The sequence below is a fragment of the Citricoccus nitrophenolicus genome (genome assembly GCF_047305825.1).
In the GTDB taxonomy this organism is placed as follows: Bacteria; Actinomycetota; Actinomycetes; order Actinomycetales; family Micrococcaceae; genus Citricoccus; species Citricoccus nitrophenolicus.
In genome coordinates this window covers 2,703,454-2,722,392 of record NZ_CP063070.1, presented here as the reverse complement: position 1 = coordinate 2,722,392, position 18,939 = coordinate 2,703,454, and the positions used below count along the sequence as shown (strand labels likewise).

Below are 18,939 nucleotides of genomic sequence, written 5' to 3'. Positions count from 1 at the left end.
GTCATGTCTGCCTCCCCGCTCTCGCCCGCACGCGAGGGGTTGTGGTCCCGAGGCTTCGTGACGGCCTGCCTGGCCAACATCATGATGTTCTTCAACGTGCATTTCCTGCTGTCCACGGTGGCGGGCTACACCGTGGCCCGGTTCGCGGTCGGCGACTCGGTGGGCGGCTCCGTGGCCTCGGTCTTCATCCTGGGCACGCTGATCTCCCGGCTCCTGGCCGGGCCGCTGATCGAACGCTTCGGGGCCCGTCCGCTGCTGCTCGTCGGCTTCGCCGCATTCGTGGCGGCGCCACTGCTCTACTGGGCCTCCGGATCCGTGTGGATGTTGCTGGGCGTGCGCGCCGTGCACGGCCTGGCCTTCGGGGTGTCCTCCTCCGTGATCGCCGCGGCCGCCGTGAATCGGCTGCCGGCCTCCCGGCTGTCCGAGGGCACCAGCCACTACTCCTCCTCCACGCTCATCGGTGTGGCGTCCGGACCGATGATCGGACTGGCCCTGGCCGGCACGGCCGGGGCCGGCGTGGGCGGGGGCTTCGGTCCCGTGGCCGTCATCGCCTCGGCGGTGTCCCTGGCCGGCCTGGTCACGGCATGGTTCATGGACGTCCGCCCCCGCCAGGACGCCCCCTCCGGGTCCGCGGCACCGCGCCCGGGGTGGGCACGCTTCGTGGAGCCGGGGGCGGCCCCCACGGCCGCCGTGGGAGCCCTGTACTCGCTGGGATACGCCGGCATCGTCTCCTTCCTGGCCACCCTGGCCGCTGAACGTGGCTTCGGGGCCGTGGCCAGCCTGTTCTTCGCCGTCTACGCCGGCACGGTACTGGTGTCCCGCGTGTTCACGGGGCGGCTGATGGACCGCCGGGGTGCGAACGTGGTCATGCTGCCGGCCTTCGTGCTGTTCGCCGCCGGCCTCGCCGCCATCGCCGCGGCGGAGCACCTCTGGATGTTGATGGCGGCCGCCGTGCTGGTGGGACTCGGTTACGGCCAGCTGCTCTCGGCCGGTCAGGTCATCTGCGTCACCCGGGTACCGCGGGACAAGGCGGGGATGGGTGCCTCCACCTATTTCCTGGGGATCGACATCGGCATGGGACTCGGCCCCTTGCTCGCCGGAGCCTTCGTCCAGTGGTGGGGTGCCACCGGGATGTTCTGGATCCTGGCAGGATTCACCCTGGCCCTGCTCCCGGTGTACTGGCTGATCCAGGGGCGCCACCTCCACGGTCAGGAACACCCATGAGCAGCATGCCGGCCGGCGGCAACCGGATCCTCGTGGTCCTGCTCGTCCCGCTGTTCATGTCCCTGATGAGCGTCAGCGTGGTCAACGTGGCACTGCCGGCCATCGAGACCGGACTGCAGGCCACCTCAGCGGACCTTCAATGGGTGCTGGCCGGCTATGCGCTCTCCTTCGGCGTGGTTCTGGTGGCCGCCGGGCGGGCCGGGGACCTCTGGGGCCGCAAGCCGCTCTTCATCGCCGGGATCCTGCTGTTCACAGCCGGCTCGCTGGCCTCCGGCCTGGCCGTTGACCCCCTGATGCTCAACCTGTCCCGGGTGCTCACCGGCCTGGGTTCCGGGGTGCTGAACCCGCAGATCATCGGCATCATCCAGAACGTCTTCCAGGGCCGGGCCCGCGGCCGGGCGTATGGGCTGTTCGGCACCGTGGTGGGCCTGGGCGTGGCGATCGGCCCGACCCTGGGCGGGGTGATCATCGGCGCCCTGGGCCCGGAGTGGGGCTGGCGCACCACGTTCCTGATCAATGTGCCGTTCGGCATCCTCGGCGCCGTGCTGACAGCACTCTGGCTCCATCCCCCACAGCGGGTCCGCCGTCCTGGATCGCGGCGCTCCCTCGCCGACCTGGACCCCGTGGGCGCCGTCCTGCTGGCCGCGGCCGTGATCGGCATGATGCTCCCCTTCATCCTCCCCGGAACCTGGCTCCTGCTGGTGCCCGCGGCGCTCCTGTTGGTGCTCTGGTGGCTGTGGGAGGCAGGGATGAGGTCCCGTCTGCCGCAGACCGGCCGTGCGCCGATGGTGGACCCGGCACTGTTCCGGATCCCCTCCTTCAGCTACAGCACCGTGGCCACCGCGTTCCTGCTGGGGGCCATGCCCGGGCTGTGGGCCGTCCAGGCGCTCGTCACCCAGCAGGGCCTGGGGCTGTCCGCACTGGCCGCCGGCCTCACCTCGCTGCCCACGGCGATGGCCGTGATGGTCCTGTCCCCGTGGATCGGCAACCACGTACACCGCAGGGGCCCGCTCTTCGTATTGCTCGGGGCCTTGCTGGGCATCGCAGCGGTGGGCCTGAGCATGATCGCCTTCCACCAGATCGCCTCCGGGGCCTGGCCCTACTGGACCCTGGCCGCGTGCCTGTTCCTCTTCGGCCCGGCCCAGGCCCTGCTGATGACCAGTACGCAGGTGCTCACCATGCACGAGGTCCCGCTGCATGCTGCCGGGGCCGCCGGCGGCGTCTCCCAGACGGCCCAGCGCGTGATGACAGCCATCGGCCTGGCTGCCGTGACCGGGGCCTTCTACGCCTCCCTGACCGCTTCCGGAGCCGGCGGAGGCCACGCCGGTGATTCGACGGCCCCGGCGCCGGGTTCCCCGGTGGCCGTGTCCTACGGGGAGGCGGCGGAGACGGCCCTGCTGGTGGTGATCGGGCTCCTGGCGGTCACCCTGCTGGCCGGCGTGCTCGACTTCCTGCGCCGGTACCGCAACGGCACCCTCTCCCTGGAGGACTGAGCCCGCACCACTGATCACGGCCTCAGTTGTGGTCGAGAATCGCCGAAGGAGTCGACAGTTACCGCTCTCCTGATCGGGGGATTGCCAGGGGAGGGTCAGCGCAGGAACAGCGCCTTGAGCCGATGGGAGGTGAAGACCAGTCCGCCGCAGATCATCACCGCGAAGTACAGCACGTGCACCCCAGTCCACACCGTGAAGACCCCGGCCCCCAGCTGACGCAGCAGCTCCACCCCGTGCCACAACGGCAGCGCCTGGATGACCCACTGGACCTGCTCCGGATACACGGACAGCGGGAAGAACGTGGCGGAGAACAGGAACATCGGCATCAACAGCACCATGATCCAGTCCATCTGCTGGAACTTCGTCATGTAACTGGTCACCGCCATCCCCACGGAGGCGAACGCGAAGGCGATCACCAGGGCGGCGGGCACCAGCAGCAGCGCCCACCAGCTCGTCACGAGACCCAGCGCGGACATCACCACCAGGAACGCCACCGAGTACAGGCCCCCGCGCATCAGGGCCAGGGAGATCTCCCCGAGTGCGATGTCCACCGGTCCCAGTGAGGTGTTGAGCATGGTCTCGTAGAGCTTGGACATCTTCATCTTGAAGAACACGTTCCAGGTGGAGTCGTAGATGGCGCCGTTCATGGCGGACACGGCCAGCAGCGCCGGTGCGATGTACTCGCCGTAGCTCACCGGTCCCCCCGGCCCTTCCACGTCTCCCACCAGCGCTCCCAGCCCGATCCCCAGGCTCAGCAGGTAGAGCACCGGCTCCACGAACCCGGACACGAAGATCGCCCAGTTCGAGGTCTTCAGGGCTCGCAGCCCCCGCTCCACCACCACCCGGATCCGGCCCGCGTACATCCCGGCCCCCGGTCCCGTCCGCACGGTGGGCACCGGCATCGGGGGTGGCGGCAATGGGGGGACGACGCCGGCCGGCTGGCTTGCGGCTTCCTCGGCACCGGGTGCGGTGGCCGCCTCGGCCGCGGGCCGGCGTCGTGCCCCGTCCTTCTGCCCCCGGCCCACCACGGCCTCCCGGTCCGCCGTGCCGGGGACCCAACCCAGCCGGTGGGTGTAGATGCGCCGCACGAGGACCCAGCCGAGCGCTGCGAGGCCCAGCAGGTACCCCACGTGCACGGCCGTCAGCCAGCCGGGATTCTCCATCCCGTAGGACGCGATCCGGCCGAGCTGGGCGGCGTGCCACTGAGGGGAGATCCAGCCGATCCACCGCAGGCCGACCGGCAGGGCGTCCAGCGGGTAGAAGGTGGCGGAGAACAGGAACAACGGCATGATGACGAATCGCTGCACCAGGGCGAACTGCCCCGCGTCCCGCCGCAGGGTGGCGGCGTAGGCCATGAGCGGCAGCCCCACGGCCAGTCCGCCGAGGCAGGCCGTGACCACCTGCACCCAGCCCCAGGGACTCGAGACCGCCCCGAAGGCCAACATGATGAGGAAGAAGAGGAGGGACTGGACCAGGAACCGCAGCATCACCCCGGTGACGTGGCCGGCGGCGATCTGATGCGGGGAGATCGGGCTGGCCTGCGGGCCGTAGTAGAGCCGGTGCCACTTGAACCCGTCCATCACGGGGTAGGTGAACTCCGTGGCGGCGGCCATCAGCGTGCCGGCCGCCAGCAGCGCGGGGGCGATGAAGGTCAGATATCCGACGCCGCCGACCCCACCGGCACCGGCCCCCGAGGCGGCCGACGCGTCTCCCCCGATCAGGCTCGCCAACCCCATACCCATGGCCAGCAGGTAGACCAACGGCTCCCCGATGGCGGAGACCAGGATGACCCCGCCGTAATTGCGCATGGTCTTCAGGTAGTGCTCGGCGTAGTACCACGCACCGAACCGGCGGACCCGTCTGGCGGACGCCGCCGGGCTCAGCGGCACGGGCAGGGACTCAGTCAATGAGGCTCCGCCCGGTCAGGGTGAGGAACACGTCCTCCAACGAGGACCGGCGCACCAGCGAGGTGATCGGTTCCAGGCCCAGACCCGTCACCGCCTCCAGTGCGGCCTCGCCGTCATGGGCGTAGACCAGCACCCGGTCAGGCAGTGCCTCGATGCGGTCCACTCGGGTCAGCTCCCGCTGGAGCTGCGCGGACACGCGGGCGTTGCGGTCCGTGCCGAAGCGGACCTCCAGGACCTCACGGCTGGAGTGCTCCCGGATCAGGGCAGCCGGGGGTCCCTCGGCCATGATCCGGCCGTGATCCACCACGATCAGCCGGTCGCACAGCTGCTCTGCCTCGTCCATGTAGTGGGTGGTCAGCACCAGGGTGGTGCCCTGCTCCTTGAGGCGGAACAGCCGGTCCCACAGGATGTGCCGGGCCTGCGGGTCCAAGCCGGTGGTGGGTTCGTCCAACAGCAGGATCCGCGGCTCGTTGACGAGCCCCCGGGCGATCACCAGCCGGCGCTTCATCCCCCCGGAGAGGTCATCCACCCGCACCTCCGCCTTCTCGGTGAGCTGGGCGAACTCGAGCAGCTCTGCGGCCTTGGGCCGGAGGTAGGAGTAGGGCAGGCCGAAGTACCGGCCGTAGACGATCAGGTTGTCCCGGACCGTGAGTTCCTCGTCCAGGTTGTCCTGCTGCGGAACCACTCCGAGGTGGGCGCGGACCTCCGGGCCGTGGCGCTCGGGGTCCAGGCCCATGATGGTCAGCGTGCCCCCGGTGCGCTGGGAGACCCCGCCGATCATGCGCATCGTGGTGGACTTGCCCGCCCCATTGGGGCCGAGCAGCCCGAAGGCCTCCCCCGGCCGCACGGCGAAGTCGATGCCGTCCACGGCGACGACGTCCCCGTAGCGCTTGGTCAGCGCGCGCGCCTCGATGACCGGCTGGCTCGCGAGATGGTCAACGGGTGTTTCAGATGGCACGAGCGGGAGCTTACCGGGCCTTCCGGATCAACGGAAGGCCCGGTCAGGACTCAGTTCCGCGCTGCGACGGCCCGCTCGGCGGCCTCGACCACGTTGGCCAGCAGCTCGACGCGGGTCATGGGGCCCACACCACCGGGGTTGGGGGCCATCCAAGAGGCCTTCTCGGCCACCGCCGGGTCCACGTCCCCGGTGATCTTCGCCTTGCCGTCCTCACCCTCCACGCGGGAGACGCCCACGTCCAGCACGATCACGCCGTCCTTGACGTCCTCCGGGCCCACCATGTGCGCCACCCCGGCGGCGGCGATGATGACGTCCGCACGGGCCAACTCGGCCTTCAGGTCCTTCGTCCCGGTGTGGGCCAGGACCACGGTGGCGTTGACGTCACGGCGGGTCAGCACCAACCCGGCGGGCCGGCCGATGGTCACGCCGCGGCCGATCACCAACACGACCTTGCCGGCCAGCTCGATCCCGTAGTGCTTGAGCAGCTCCACGCAGCCCTTGGGGGTGCACGGCAGCGGGGAGTTCAACTCTCCACCCACGGAGGCCACGAGCCGGCCCAGGTTCATGGGGTGCAGGCCGTCCGCGTCCTTGTCCGGGTCGATCGCCTCCAGGACACGGTCCTGGTCGATGTGCTTCGGCAGCGGCAGCTGCACGATGTACCCGGTGCACTCCTCGTTGGCGTTGAGCTCGGACAGCACCTCGAGGAGCTCCTCCTCCGTGGTGGTGTCCGGCAGGTCCCGGCGGATGGAGTTGATCCCCACCTCGGCGCAGTCCCGGTGCTTGCCGGCCACGTAGGACTGGGATCCAGGGTCCTCCCCCACCAGCACGGTGCCCAGTCCGGGCACCACGCCATGGTCCTTGAGGACCGCCACGCGGCTGGTCAGGTCGTTCTTGATGGCGGTCGCGGTGGCGCGGCCGTCGAGCTTCTGTGCGGTCATGGCGGGGTCACGCTTCCTTGCGGGGTCGGCCAGAAATATTACCTATCACCATAGTGACTGGGGTCGCTCCTGTCACCAGGTCTCCAAGCCGTCGTACAGCGGGAAGTCCGCTGCCAGACGGTCCACCCGGGCCTTGAGCGCCTCCACATCCGGGCTTGGCTTCAAGGTCTGGGCGATGACCTCCGCCACCTCGGCGAATTCTTCAGCACCGAAGCCACGGGTGGCCAGGGCCGGGGTGCCGATGCGCAGCCCGGAGGTGGTCATCGGCGGACGCGGGTCGAACGGCACCGAGTTGCGGTTCACCGTGATGCCCACCTCGTGCAGCAGGTCCTCGGCCTGACGGCCGTCCAACTCGGCGTGGCGCAGGTCCACCAGGATCAGGTGGACGTCAGTGCCGCCGGTCAGCACGGAGACACCGTGTTCGGTGACGTCGGCAGACGTCAGCCGTTCGGCCAGGATCTGGGCTCCCTCGATGGTGCGGCGCTGGCGCGCGGCGAACTCCTGCGAGGCAGCGATCTTGAAGGCCACGGCCTTACCGGCGATCGCGTGCATGAGCGGACCGCCCTGCTGCCCCGGGAAGACCGCGGAGTCGATCTTCTTCCTGTACTCCTCCTTGGAGAGGATGAAGCCCGAACGCGGGCCGGCCAGCGTCTTGTGTGCCGTGGACGTCACCACGTCCGAGTGCGGCACCGGGTTGGGGTGCAGCCCGGCGGCCACGAGCCCGGCGAAGTGGGCCATGTCCACCCACAGCTTGGCACCGACCTCGTCCGCGATGGAGCGGAACGCCTCGAAGTCGAGTTGACGGGGGTAGGCGGACCATCCGGCCACGATCACGGCCGGCTTCTCCGCCAGGGCCTTCTCGCGGACCTTGTCCATGTCGATCCGGTAGGTGTCCGGGTCCACCTCGTAGGCGGCGATGTTGTAGGTCTTGCCGGAGAAGTTCAGCTTCATCCCGTGCGTCAGGTGGCCCCCGTGCGCCAGGGAGAGGCCCATCAGGGTCTCGCCCGGCTGCATCAGGGCGGTCATCAGGGCCACGTTCGCCTGCGCGCCGGCATGCGGCTGCACGTTGGCGTGCTCAGCGCCGAACAGGCTCTTGGCCCGCTCGATGGCCAGGTCCTCGGCCACGTCCACATGCTCGCAACCGCCGTAGTACCGGCGTCCGGGATAGCCCTCCGCGTACTTGTTGGTCAGGACCGACCCCTGGGTCTGCAGGATGGCGCGGGGAACGAAGTTCTCCGAGGCGATCATCTCCAGGGTGTCCCGCTGACGGCCCAGTTCAAGACCCAGGACCTCGGCGATCTCCGGGTCCACGGCGGACAGCGGCTGGGTGTTGAGGGAGGTGCGCTCGGCGAATGCCGCGTTGGGCGATGCGTTGGGCTCTGTCACGGAAGGCTCCTGCTGGCGTAGTCACGTTCGTTGGCCGCCGCCGGACCCAGGCGGGCGGTCCGGAGGCCTGCACGGGGCCGGGCGCCCGTGGGGCAGCCGATCCGTGTTCGCCGCTTCCCGGTGGTGGTCCACCTTCGCCAGTCGCGGCCTGCGCCCCATCGTAGCGCGGCGTCGAGGGGTCGATCCCCCCGTGCTACGGATACGCTTCACGTGTGGTGACCTCCCCCGATCCTGACCCGAACGATCCCTCCCCCTCCGTTCCAGCGCCTGCGGCCCGCGGACCGGCCGAACCCGCCGCGGAGATCCTCGCTGTCCTGGTGATCGGCGCCGGCCAGGCGGGATTGAGCGCGGCCGGCCAGTTGCTGCGCAAACGGCTGCGTCCCAACGAGGACTTCGTGATCCTGGACGCCAATGACGGGCCCGGAGGCGCTTGGCGGCACCGATGGGACGCGCTGACCTTCGATGCGGCGCACGGGATCCACGATCTCCCCGGAATGCCACTGGATCCCCCGGACCCGGCCGAGCCGGCCAGTCGTGTGGTCGCCCGCTACTACGGATCCTACGAGCGAGAGCTCGGGCTGCCGATCGTCCGGCCGGTGCGGGTCGAGTCCGTGGAACACCACACGGCCCCGACTGAGAACGATGGCAAGGCGGGTCACTTCACCGTGACCGGAGCCGACGGTCGCACGTGGCGGGCCCGCACCGTCATCAATGCCACCGGCACCTGGGACAGCCCGTACATCCCCTACTACCCGGGCATCGCCGAGTTCAACGGCCGGCAGCTGCACACCCGCGGCTACTCATCAGCCGCCGACTTCGCGGGCCAACGGGTCCTGGTGGTCGGGGGCGGCACCTCGGCCCTGCAGTTCCTGCTCCAGCTGGATCAGGCCGGCGCCCGGACCGTGTGGACCACCCGCCGCGCGCCGGACTGGGCGGACCGATTCTTCGACTCCTCGTGGGGCGTGGACGTGGAGGCCTCTGTCTCTGCCCGCACCACCATGGGCCTGCCGCCCCTCTCAGTGGTGGCGGCCACCGGCCTGCCCGTCACTGAGCAGTACCTGGCCGGGCTGACCTCCGGAGTGCTCATCAGCCGTGGTCCGCTGCGCCGCATCACCCCCACCGGCGCGGTCCTGGACGGCCCCGGGCCCGACGGCGGCGCGGTCCCCTCCCAGGGCCACGTCGCGGACGCGCTGCTGGCACCCGGGGGTGCTGCGGCCGGCGGCCTGGACCGGGTGCCGGCACTGACGGGGCGGGCCTGCACGGCGGTCTCCACAGAGGATCCGCTGACCACCTGGGAGACCGAGGTGGACACCATCCTGTGGGCCACGGGATTCCGGGCCTCCATGGACCACCTGTCCCCGCTGCACGTCCGTGAGCGCGGCGGAGGCGTGATGATGCTTCCGGACGGGGTGTCCGTGGTCAAGCGGCCGGGGCTCTTCCTGGTGGGCTACGGTGCCTCCGCCTCCACCATCGGTGCCACTCGAGCCGGCCGGCGGGCCGCTGTCCAGGCAGCCGCGGCATCGCACCCGCCCCAAAGCGGGCATTTATGAGTAACTCAGAATATGACATACTGGGGCCATGACCCAGACCACTCCCGCCGGGACCCCGGACCAGGAAGGCGCCGACTCCACCGGTGCCGCCCCCCTGGCCTGGGCGGCCCGCATGCGGAAGGCGGGGTTGCGGGTCACCAAACAGCGGCTGGCCGTCCTGGATGCCCTGCATCAGACACCGCACGGCACGGCGGACGAGGTCCTGGACCACGTCCGCCAATCCCTTCCGGGGATCACGGTGCAGTCCATCTACACGGTGCTGCACTCCCTCACGGGAGCCGGGCTGTTGCGCCAGCTGGACCTGGCCAACTCCCCCGCCCGCTATGAGACCCGCGTGGCGGACAACCACCATCACGCCGTCTGCATGGACTGCGGCCGGATCGAGGACGTGGCCTGCGCCGTGGGCCACGCCCCCTGTCTCCACCCCTCCGAGACGCACGGAATGACCATTCAGGTGGCCGACGTCGTCTATCAGGGCCTGTGTGCCGACTGCGCCGCACGATCCTCCGCCGAGGCCCCCACCCCAGACCCCCGGGAAGCCCGTCAGGGCTGACCGGTATCCCACCACCAGACCGACACAACCCCACCCCTGAAGGAGAACGTGATGACGGAAACCACCCCGCACAGCACCGGTTCCACCACCCAGGCCGGCATCCCCGCCGTCAGCGACCGCAACTCGCTGACCGTTGGCGCCGACGGACCCATCGTCCTGCATGACCACCACCTGGTGGAGACCCTGGCGCACTTCAACCGGATGAACGTCCCCGAGCGCCGTCCGCACGCCAAGGGCGCCGGCGCCTACGGCACCCTGGAGATCACCGAGGACATCTCGAAGTGGACCAAGGCCGACTTCCTGCAGCCCGGCAAGAAGACCGACATGCTGGCCCGCTTCTCCACCGTGGCCGGCGAGCTGGGCTCCCCGGACACCTGGCGGGACGTGCGCGGCTTCGCCCTGAAGTTCTACACCGAAGAGGGCAACTTCGACATGGTCGGCAACAACACGCCGGTCTTCTTCGTCCGCGATCCCATGAAGTTCCCGCACTTCATCCGCTCCCAGAAGCGCATGCCGGACTCCGGCCTGCGGGACGGCACCATGCAGTGGGACTTCTGGACGCAGAACCCGGAGTCCGCCCACCAGGTCACCTACCTCATGGGCGAGCGCGGCCTGCCGAAGTCCTGGCGCACCATGAACGGCTACTCCTCCCACACCTACTCCCTCGTGAACGCCGCTGGCGAGCGCTTCTGGGTCAAGTGGGCCTTCGAATCCCAGCAGGGCGTGGAGAACCTCTCCAACGCCGAGGCCGAGCGGCTGGCCGGTGCGGATGCCGAGTTCCACCGCCGCGAGCTGCGGGACGCGATCGCGGAGGGCAACTTCCCGAAGTGGGACCTGTACTTCCAGGTCATGCCCTATGAGGAGGCCAAGACCTACCGGTTCAACCCCTTCGATCTGACCAAGGTCTGGTCCAAGAAGGACTACCCGCGGCACAAGGTCGGCACCATGACCTTGAACCGCAACCCGGAGAACTTCTTCGCCGAGATCGAGCAGTCCGCCTTCTCCCCGGCCAACATGGTCCCGGGCACCGGCAACTCCCCGGACAAGATGCTGTTGGGCCGCAACTTCGCCTACGCGGATGCCCAGCGCTACCGCATCGGCACCAACTTCCAGCAGCTTCCGGTCAACAAGCCGATCAACCCGGTGCACACCTACAACTTCGAGGGCAACATGTGGTACGAGCACACCGGTGCCCGGACCGTGTACGCCCCGAACTCCTTCGGTGACTCCTGGTCTGACGAGACCGGCCCGGTGGACAACGGCTGGGAGGCCGACGGCGCCCTGACCCGCGAGGCCTACACCCTGCGCGAGGACGACGGTGACTTCGTGCAGCCGGGCATCCTGGTGCGTGAGGTGTTCAACGACGCCCAGCGCGACCAGTTCGTGGAGACCGTCTCCGGCGCACTGGACGGCGTGCAGGAGCCGGTGCTCTCCAACGCGTTCCAGTACTGGAAGAACGTGGATGCCACGATCGGCCAGCGCATCGAGGACGCCGTCAAGGCCAACGCCGACGGTGCCGAAACCCCCGGCATGGGCGTCGACCGCGACCGCTAAGCCTGACCCAGGTACAGGACCAGGGCCCGTCCCCCGCTGATGCGGGGAACGGGCCCTGGTCCGTCTAGGGGCTCCAGCTCGGGGCCCTCAGTCGCGGAAGGTCAGCCGCGGCGCATCAACCCCGGCCCCGCAGTCGCCGGAGCAGACTGGGCTGTCGGCCCCCTCGTTCCGGGTTCGCGTGCTCTGCCCCGGGGTTCTGATCGGCGGGGATGTCCCGATCGGCCGGCAGGTCTCGATCCGCCGGCAGGTTCCGATCTGCCGGGACGTCTCGATCCGCCGTAGTCTCCGGTGTGCCACCCAGCGGTTCACCCCCGCGTCCGGAGTCGGCGCGGCCCACTGCTTGGGCCGGCTCACCCGGCACCGCCTGATCCTCAGGCGCCCGCCGTTCTTCGCGCAGGGGCTCTGAGACCGGCGTGCGCCCCTCGCTCGGAGCAGGCTCCGCCGCGGGGGTCGGAGCAGCGTGCTTTCCGCCGGACCCCTCGGGCACGGGCGAGGTCTGCACCGACTCGCCCTGCTGCGCTACCGGCTCCTGACGCACCGGCTCCTCACGCACCGGCTCCTCACGGCGCAGATCTTCACGAACCGCGTCCTCCTGGCGCTCTGTGGCCTGCGGCACGGACTGGCCACGGTGTTCCGCCGGCTGCTCGGTGTGGACGGCTCGCTCGGTATGGACCGGCCGCTCGGCATGAGCCGGCTGCTCGGTGTGGACCGGCCGCTCCGCTTCGACGGGGTGGCCCTCCTGGACGGGTGCCGCCCCGTCTCGACGCCGGCCGGAACGGTCCGCCGGAACGTCCGGGTCGAGCCGGTCCGCGGCGCGGAGCTGCGAATCGACGTCCTCCCGGGAGGTCGCGGCCAATCGTTCGCGTTCCTCGGCGTCCGCACGCCGCTGCTGCGCCTCAGCCTCTGCCACCTCGGCCTCCTGGCGCGCCCTGGCCGCACGCTCCTCCTCGGTTCGCGTGCGCCCCTCCTGCTGGACAGCGTTCTCGCGCAACCGCTCGGCCGCCCTGCGGTCCTCCTCCCGCTTTCTCGAGCGTCGCCGAGCTCCCAGTGTGATCGCGACCCCGATCAGGATCAGAATCACCACTATCCCGATTACCAACCACAGAATCTGCTGGTCATTCATCGCGTGTCCTTTGCTCTCAGTGACATTGCGTCAGCCGGCCGGCCGGGCCAGGCCCACGGCCCTGAGGGCCACAAGACGCGGCACCGACCTGCTGGTTCCGCCCACCCTGCCATATGACAGGCTGGGGGCCGAGGGTCATCCCGCTGTCACCCCGGAAGCCGTCCACCGCCGGGTGATGCGAATCACTATGGAGATAGGTATGCTTTCCGCATGAGCTCAAGCACTCCCGCCACCGCACCCGATGCCACCCCCGCCGCGTCAGCACCGCAGCCCTCGTCCAAGGGCAACCCCATGGTGCTGACCCTCTCGTGCCAGAACGGCCGGGGAATCGTCCACGCCGTCTCCGGTGCACTGCTGTCCGTGCAGGGTGACATCACCGAGTCCAAGCAATTCGACTCCCCGGACACCGGCACCTTCTTCATGCGCGTGGAGTTCAGCACCCCGGAATCCTTGGACACCGTGGAGGCCGCCCTGGCCCCGGTGAAGGAGGAGTTCTCCATGGACCTCGGCCTCTGGGAGGCCACCCGCAAGACGCGCACCCTCGTGATGTGCTCCAAGGACGGCCGCACCCTGAACGACCTGCTCTTCCAGCAGCGCGCCGGCACCCTTGCCGTGGAGATCCCCGTGATCGTCTCCAACCACCTGGAACTGCAGCCGATGGCGTTCTTCTACGGCATCCCCTTCGTGCACATCCCGGTGGCCCGGGGCGCCGACAGCGAGTCCTCCAAGGCCCAGGCCGAGGCCAGGCTGCTCGACCTGGTCAAGGAGTACGGCATCGAGCTGGTGGTGCTCGCCCGTTACATGCAGATCCTCTCGGATGACCTGTGCCGCCGCCTCGAGGGCCGGGCCATCAACATCCACCACTCCTTCCTGCCCTCCTTCAAGGGCGCCAAGCCCTACCATCAGGCCCACGAGCGCGGGGTCAAGCTGATCGGTGCGACAGCCCACTACGTCACCGCTGATCTGGACGAGGGGCCGATCATCGAACAGTCCGTCCAGCGCGTCACCCACGCCCAGACCGCCCGTGAGTTCGTGGTCCGCGGCCGTGAGGTCGAGGGCTCCACCTTGTCCCGCGCGGTGAAGTGGCACGCGGAGCACCGGGTACTGCTGGACGGGAAGCGCACCGTCGTCTTCGACTGAGCCACGTCCGGGGGTGCCACGTGGGCTGGACCCGTAGGCTGTGCCCATGGCACACCTGATCACGATTTCCGGCGCCACGCCGTCAGCCTCCGAGTCCGCCTTCCTGGCCCCCACGGCAACGCTTTCGGGGGATGTGGCCCTCGGCGAGCAGTCCTCGGCCTTCTACGGGGTCTCCGTCCGCGGGGACTCGGCCCCGATCCGCGTGGGGGACCGCACCAACCTGCAGGACAATGTGGTGTTGCACGCGGATGCAGGCTTCCCCTGCACCCTCGGTCAGGACATCTCCGTGGGGCACGCGGCAGTGGTCCACGGAGCCACCGTGGAGGACGGCTGCCTGATCGGGATGTCCGCCACCGTCATGAACGGCGCAGTGATCGGCGCCCAGTCCCTCGTGGCCGCCGGAGCGCTGGTCCTGGAGGGCACCGTGGTCCCACCGCGCTCCCTCGTGGCCGGGGTCCCCGCCAAGGTCCGCCGCGAGCTCACGGAGGAGGAGGTCGCCTCCCTCGCGAAGAACTCGGCCACCTACGTCCGGCTCGCCGCCGCCCACCGCGACGCGACCGCCTGAGGCCACCGGTCGCCGTCGTCCCCTTCTCCCGGGGCCGGCGTCAGGCGCCCTTGGCCGCGGCCAGCTCGATCTCCCGCTCGCGTTCCTCCACCGCCATCCGCGTCAGCTCGGCGCCGGCCTCGGCATCCCGGGTGAGGTTCTCCCCCGACTCCGGATCGAACAGGTGCACCCGTGAGGAGTCCACCCACAACTCCGTGGCCTGCCCGGGCCGCACGCGGGACTCCGCAGACAGGGTGGTCACCACCTGTGGACGGAGTTCATCCGCGTCCATCTCCGCGGCGAGGTCGGAGAGCAGGCGGCGGACCTTCTCATCCGGCTCGAACTCGATGTAGCCGTACTGCTCGTGTCCCAGCCACTCCAGGTGGGACAGCTCCGCCGTGAACACCGAGCCCTTGGACCTCTTCGCCTCGTCCACGAGGGCAGCGTCCTCGAAGTACTCGGGCCGCAGACCGATCATCACCAGTTCCCGGCCCTGCGCCACGGCAGCCTTCTCAGCGGAGATGGGGATGTCCCCGATCGGCGAGGACAACACGGCGCCGCCACTGCCTGCACTGCCGGAGTCCTTGAGCGTGGCCGGCAGGAAGTTCATGGACGGGGAGCCGATGAAGCCGGCCACGAACAGATTGACGGGCTGCTCGTAGAGTTCCCGCGGGCTGGCCACCTGCTGGAGGATGCCCTTCTTCAACACGGCCACCCGGTCCCCCAGGGTCATGGCCTCGGTCTGATCGTGCGTCACGTACACGCTGGTCACCCCGAGCCGGCGCTGCAACTGGGAGATCTCGGATCTCATCTGCCCCCTGAGCTTGGCGTCCAGGTTGGACAACGGCTCGTCGAACAGGAAGGCGTCCGCCTCGCGCACGATCGCCCGGCCCATCGCCACCCGCTGGCGCTGGCCGCCGGAGAGGTTGGCGGGCTTGCGATCGAGGTGTTCGGTCAGCTCGAGCAGGGCCGCGGCCTTCTGCACCCTCTCGTCCACACTCCCCTGGCCCACGCCACCGGAACCGTCCCCGTTCTTGTCCTTGGCCAACCGCAGCGGGAAGGCGATGTTCTCATACACCGTCAGGTGCGGGTACAGGGCATAGTTCTGGAACACCATGGCCAGGTTGCGGTCCCTGGGGGCCGCCTCGTTCATCCGGTGCCCGTCGATCTGCAGCTCCCCCGAGGTGATGTCCTCCAGCCCCACGATCATCCGCAACAGGGTGGACTTGCCGCAGCCGGATGGGCCCACCAGGATGACGAACTCACCGTCGGCGATGTCCAGGGACACATTGTTCACGGCCGGGAAGCCGTCGTCGTACTTCTTGACGATGTTGTTCAGGGTGATGGAGGCCATCGGTGCTCCCTTTCCTTCGTGCCTTCATGGATGGTTGGTGTCGGTGCTGATCAGGCCTACCCCTTGACGGCGCCTGAGGTCAGCCCGGCCACGATCTGTTTCTGGAAGGCCATGACCAGCAGCACCACCGGAATGGTGACGATGATGGCCGCAGCCGAGATGGCCCCGGTGGGCGATTCGAACTGGGAGGCACCGGAGAAGAACGCCAGGGCGGCCGGTACCGGACGGGCCGCCTCGGTGGAGGTCAGCGAGATCCCGTAGACGAAATCGTTCCAGGCGATGAAGAAGGCGATGATCGCCGTGGTGAAGACCCCGGGCAGGGCCAGGGGGACGATCGCCTTGCGGAACGCCTGTAGCGGCGTGGCGCCATCCACCTGCGCGGCCTGCTCCAGCTCCCAGGGAATCTGCTTGAAGAACGCCGTCAGCGTCCAGATGGAGATCGGCAGCGTCAGGGACAGGTACGGGATGATCAGGCCGGGCCAGGTGTCATACAGCCCCAGGGTCCGCCACATGTTGAACAGCGGGGTGACCAGGGAGATCACGGGGAACATGGACACCATCAGGGAGACCGTGAGCACGAGCCGCTTGCCGGGGAAGTCCAGCCGGGCGATCGCGTAGGCACAGAGGGTGGCCAGCACCACGGCGATCGCGGTGGCGATGACCGAGATGCCGATGGAGTTCCACAGGGCCGTCAGGAACAGCTCCCGCGAGTCCCCCACGAGGATCTCCTCGTAGTTGATGGTGGACCAGGTGCTCGGCAGGAAGCTCCCGCCGGACAGATCACCGGGGGTCTTGAAGCTGGTCGCCAGAATGGAGGCGACCGGGAACAGGCACCACACGGCCACGACGACGGTGATCACCCACCAGCCGATGGACGTGTTCCGCCGGGCCCGGCGAGCCGTCCGCTGGCCCTCGGCCTCCTCCGCCGTCAGGGCGGTGTCCGTGCTCATTTGCGTCCTCCCTTGGATCCGGCCAGGTCCACGTTGAACACCTTGACCGCCACGAAGGCGATCAGGGCCACGCACAGGAACAGCACCACGGAGATGGCCGAGCCGAGGCCGATCTCCAGCCGTCCGATGGAGGTCCGGTAGGCCAACAGGGACAGCACCTCGGTGCCGTAGGCGCCGTTGGTCATGATGAAGATCGAGTCGAACACCCGGAAGGCATCCAGGGCCCGGAACAGGACGGCCACCATGATGGCGGCCTTCATGTTCGGCAACACCACCCTGCCCATCCGCTGCCACCAGTTGGCGCCGTCCACGGCAGCGGCCTCGGAGAGGTCCTCCGGGACCTGTGCCAGGCCGGCGAGCAGCAGCAGGGAGATGAAGGGGGTGGTCTTCCAGATCTCGGAGAACATGATGACCACCAGCGAGGTCCCGCCCTGCGCGAACCAGTTCATCTCGTCATTGAACCCGGGCACCCAGCTGAGCCAGTTGTTCACGTAGCCGGAGTCGATCGAGAACATGTAGTACCAGGCGTAGGCCGAGACCACGGTGATGATCCCGTAGGGCACCAGGATCACGGTGCGCACCAGCCCGCGCGTGGACTTGATGGCCTTGTGCATCACGAGCGCCAGCAGGAAGCCCAGGATGAGCTCCACGAACACGGTGACCACGGTGATCAGGGCCGTCACGCCGAGGGCACTCCAGAACACCCCGTCCGTGAGGATGGTCCCGTAGTTCTGCAGGCCGATGAACTCCCGGTCTGCCGGCGCCGTGAGCCGGTAGCTGAACAGCGAGTCCCAGACGGCCTGCGCCACCGGGTAGAAGATGACGGCCACCATGATCACGAAGGCGGGGCCCGCCAGCCACCACCCGAGCCGGGCCTCGGCACGCGCCCGCTCGGACCGTGGTGCCCGGCCTGTTGCCTTGCGGCGGCCGCGGGTGGATTCCGGTGGTGGCCCGGACGCCGTTGGGACGGTGGTGCTCACAGCAGGGACTCCCCTCGCAGGACTTCCATGATGAACTGGCCGCTCTCGGCCGGTGTGGTCTCCGGGTCGACGGCGCCCGGTGGGGTGAAGCGCTGCTGGATCGCCGTGGAGACCTCGTTGTAGTAGGGCGTCTGAGGCCTCGGCGCCGCCAGCTCGAGTGATTCACGAATGGCAGGTGCCATCGGGAACAGCTCCTCGACCTCAGGGTCCTCGAACGCGCTGGCGCTGGAGGGCGGGTTGCCGTTCGTCACGAAGTACTGGGTCTGGTGCTCCGGGGAGACGATGCACTCGATGGCCTCCCAGGCCAGCTCCGGGTGCTCCGACTGCGCTCCGACCCCCAGGTTGATGCCACCGAGCGGCGGCGCCTGCTCCTGGTCCTCGTAGACCCGCGGGTACAGCGTCCAGCCGATGTCCTCGGGCAGGTCCTCCGGCAGGGAGCCGTCCTCCACGGAGGCGTTGGTGGCCGGCCAGATGAACGGCCAGTTGACCATGAAGGATCCGGCATCCCCCTGGAAGAGCAGCATGGCCTCGTTCTCCTGCTGCGTGGCCAGTCCGGGACCACCGAGCCCCTCCCGGCCGATGGTGGAGACGATCTCGGCCGCCTTGGTCCCGGCCTCCGAATCGAGTCCGGTCTGCACCTGAGCGGCGGCGGCCTCCGGATTCTCCAGGATGTGCCCGCCACCGGACTCCACCAGGGCGTTGAGCCAGACGGTCATGGCCTCCGCGCGGGCACCCTGGACGCCGAGGTCCTTGTCCTGATCCCGGGCCACCTCGATCAGCTGGTCCCACGTGACGGGCTCGTCCATGTCCAGCCCGGCCTCCTCGGCCACGGACTTGCGATACCAGAGCAGCTGGGTGTTGGCCCAGAACGGGACCGTGACCAGATTCTCCTTCCAGGTGGCCCCTGCCAGGGCCCCCTCCAAGGTGTCCTGCGTGGTGGAGGACGCCACCGAGTCGGGGACGGGAGCCAGGAACCCCGGCTCGGCGAGCTCGGGGATGAAGGGCGGGTCCAGGGACATGATGTCCATCGAGGTGTCTCCGGCGGCCAGACGCCGGGTGAGCTGCTCCCGCTGGGAGGCAGCGTCATTGGGGAGCACGGAGGTCTCGATCCGGTAGGCCCCACCGGCCGCCTCGGTGCACTGCTGTGCGATCGTGGCCTGGCCGCCGTCGTCCGGATTGGTGTACCAGGTGAGCACCGGCGTGTCCTCCGCGGGACCGCATCCGGCGAGCACGAGGGCGGCTGCGGCCACCACCGCGGCGCCGGCCATCCGGCGAGACGGCCGAG

The 18,939-nt window shown here is 69.2% G+C and carries 16 protein-coding genes and 1 pseudogene; 7 read left to right on the top strand and 10 right to left on the bottom strand.

Translation table 11 applies throughout. The annotated features are described in order from the left end of the window. Nucleotides 1-3: 3 nt before the first annotated feature. The gene (locus IMT31_RS12395; protein ID WP_413542975.1) at nucleotides 4-1,224 is read left to right on the top strand and encodes an MFS transporter; all 1,221 of its coding nucleotides are present in this window, start codon (nucleotides 4-6) and stop codon (nucleotides 1,222-1,224) included. Then, the gene (locus IMT31_RS12390) at nucleotides 1,221-2,717 is read left to right on the top strand and encodes an MFS transporter (protein ID WP_413542974.1); all 1,497 of its coding nucleotides are present in this window, start codon (nucleotides 1,221-1,223) and stop codon (nucleotides 2,715-2,717) included. Before IMT31_RS12395 ends, IMT31_RS12390 begins: the two co-directional genes overlap by 4 nt. Before the next feature lie 95 nt (nucleotides 2,718-2,812). Here the strand turns inward: IMT31_RS12390 and IMT31_RS12385 are convergent, their stop codons facing one another. The 5 genes and pseudogenes from IMT31_RS12385 to glyA form a co-directional block, all read right to left on the bottom strand. Then, complete coding sequence (locus IMT31_RS12385) at nucleotides 2,813-3,619, bottom strand: ABC transporter permease (RefSeq protein WP_345359638.1); 807 nt, start codon at nucleotides 3,617-3,619, stop codon at nucleotides 2,813-2,815. Nucleotides 3,620-3,865: 246 nt separating this feature from the next. After that, nucleotides 3,866-4,453: pseudogene (locus IMT31_RS12380) on the bottom strand (ABC transporter permease); the annotation flags it as partial. 163 nt (nucleotides 4,454-4,616) lie between these two features. After that, nucleotides 4,617-5,582, bottom strand: a complete 966-nt coding sequence (locus IMT31_RS12375) for an ABC transporter ATP-binding protein (RefSeq protein ID WP_345359543.1) — start codon at nucleotides 5,580-5,582, stop codon at nucleotides 4,617-4,619. A 50-nt stretch (nucleotides 5,583-5,632) separates the two neighbouring features. Further along, entirely contained in the window at nucleotides 5,633-6,520 is an 888-nt protein-coding gene (locus IMT31_RS12370; protein WP_413542973.1) for a bifunctional methylenetetrahydrofolate dehydrogenase/methenyltetrahydrofolate cyclohydrolase, read from the bottom strand. Between the two features lie 72 nt (nucleotides 6,521-6,592). Continuing rightward, nucleotides 6,593-7,906, bottom strand: a complete 1,314-nt coding sequence (glyA, locus tag IMT31_RS12365; RefSeq protein ID WP_413542972.1) for a serine hydroxymethyltransferase — start codon at nucleotides 7,904-7,906, stop codon at nucleotides 6,593-6,595. 302 nt (nucleotides 7,907-8,208) lie between these two features. Between glyA and IMT31_RS12360 the strand changes: the two genes are divergently transcribed. From IMT31_RS12360 to IMT31_RS12350, 3 genes are read left to right on the top strand one after another with little or no spacing between them, the layout of a single operon-like run. Then, nucleotides 8,209-9,456 carry an NAD(P)-binding domain-containing protein gene (locus IMT31_RS12360; RefSeq protein WP_413544418.1) on the top strand — a complete coding sequence of 416 codons (1,248 nt, stop codon included), beginning with the start codon at nucleotides 8,209-8,211 and terminating at the stop codon, nucleotides 9,454-9,456. Nucleotides 9,457-9,484: 28 nt separating this feature from the next. Next, the gene (locus IMT31_RS12355) at nucleotides 9,485-10,009 is read left to right on the top strand and encodes a Fur family transcriptional regulator (RefSeq protein ID WP_413542971.1); all 525 of its coding nucleotides are present in this window, start codon (nucleotides 9,485-9,487) and stop codon (nucleotides 10,007-10,009) included. A gap of 51 nt (nucleotides 10,010-10,060) precedes the next feature. Next, a complete protein-coding gene (locus tag IMT31_RS12350; protein ID WP_345359530.1) occupies nucleotides 10,061-11,563 on the top strand; it encodes a catalase in 1,503 nt (500 codons plus the stop codon). A gap of 115 nt (nucleotides 11,564-11,678) precedes the next feature. Here the strand turns inward: IMT31_RS12350 and IMT31_RS12345 are convergent, their stop codons facing one another. Continuing rightward, complete coding sequence (locus tag IMT31_RS12345; RefSeq protein WP_413542970.1) at nucleotides 11,679-12,686, bottom strand: hypothetical protein; 1,008 nt, start codon at nucleotides 12,684-12,686, stop codon at nucleotides 11,679-11,681. 291 nt (nucleotides 12,687-12,977) lie between these two features. On the opposite strand from IMT31_RS12345, the gene purU reads away from it, so the two are divergent. Then, nucleotides 12,978-13,826 (top strand): formyltetrahydrofolate deformylase, encoded by an 849-nt coding sequence (purU, locus tag IMT31_RS12340; RefSeq protein ID WP_413544417.1) that lies wholly within the window; start codon nucleotides 12,978-12,980, stop codon nucleotides 13,824-13,826. Between the two features lie 46 nt (nucleotides 13,827-13,872). Continuing rightward, complete coding sequence (locus IMT31_RS12335; protein ID WP_345359521.1) at nucleotides 13,873-14,391, top strand: gamma carbonic anhydrase family protein; 519 nt, start codon at nucleotides 13,873-13,875, stop codon at nucleotides 14,389-14,391. 40 nt (nucleotides 14,392-14,431) lie between these two features. Here IMT31_RS12335 and IMT31_RS12330 read toward each other — a convergent pair whose 3' ends face one another. From IMT31_RS12330 to IMT31_RS12315, 4 genes are read right to left on the bottom strand one after another with little or no spacing between them, the layout of a single operon-like run. Then, nucleotides 14,432-15,724, bottom strand: coding sequence for an ABC transporter ATP-binding protein (locus IMT31_RS12330; RefSeq protein WP_413542969.1), 1,293 nt, complete (start codon nucleotides 15,722-15,724; stop codon nucleotides 14,432-14,434). 56 nt (nucleotides 15,725-15,780) lie between these two features. After that, the gene (locus IMT31_RS12325) at nucleotides 15,781-16,674 is read right to left on the bottom strand and encodes a carbohydrate ABC transporter permease (RefSeq protein WP_345359515.1); all 894 of its coding nucleotides are present in this window, start codon (nucleotides 16,672-16,674) and stop codon (nucleotides 15,781-15,783) included. Then, nucleotides 16,671-17,654 (bottom strand): sugar ABC transporter permease, encoded by a 984-nt coding sequence (locus IMT31_RS12320; protein ID WP_345359512.1) that lies wholly within the window; start codon nucleotides 17,652-17,654, stop codon nucleotides 16,671-16,673. Before IMT31_RS12320 ends, IMT31_RS12325 begins: the two co-directional genes overlap by 4 nt. Continuing rightward, a complete protein-coding gene (locus IMT31_RS12315; protein WP_345359509.1) occupies nucleotides 17,651-18,922 on the bottom strand; it encodes an extracellular solute-binding protein in 1,272 nt (423 codons plus the stop codon). The genes IMT31_RS12320 and IMT31_RS12315 overlap by 4 nt, the downstream gene beginning before the upstream one ends. Nucleotides 18,923-18,939: the final 17 nt, after the last annotated feature.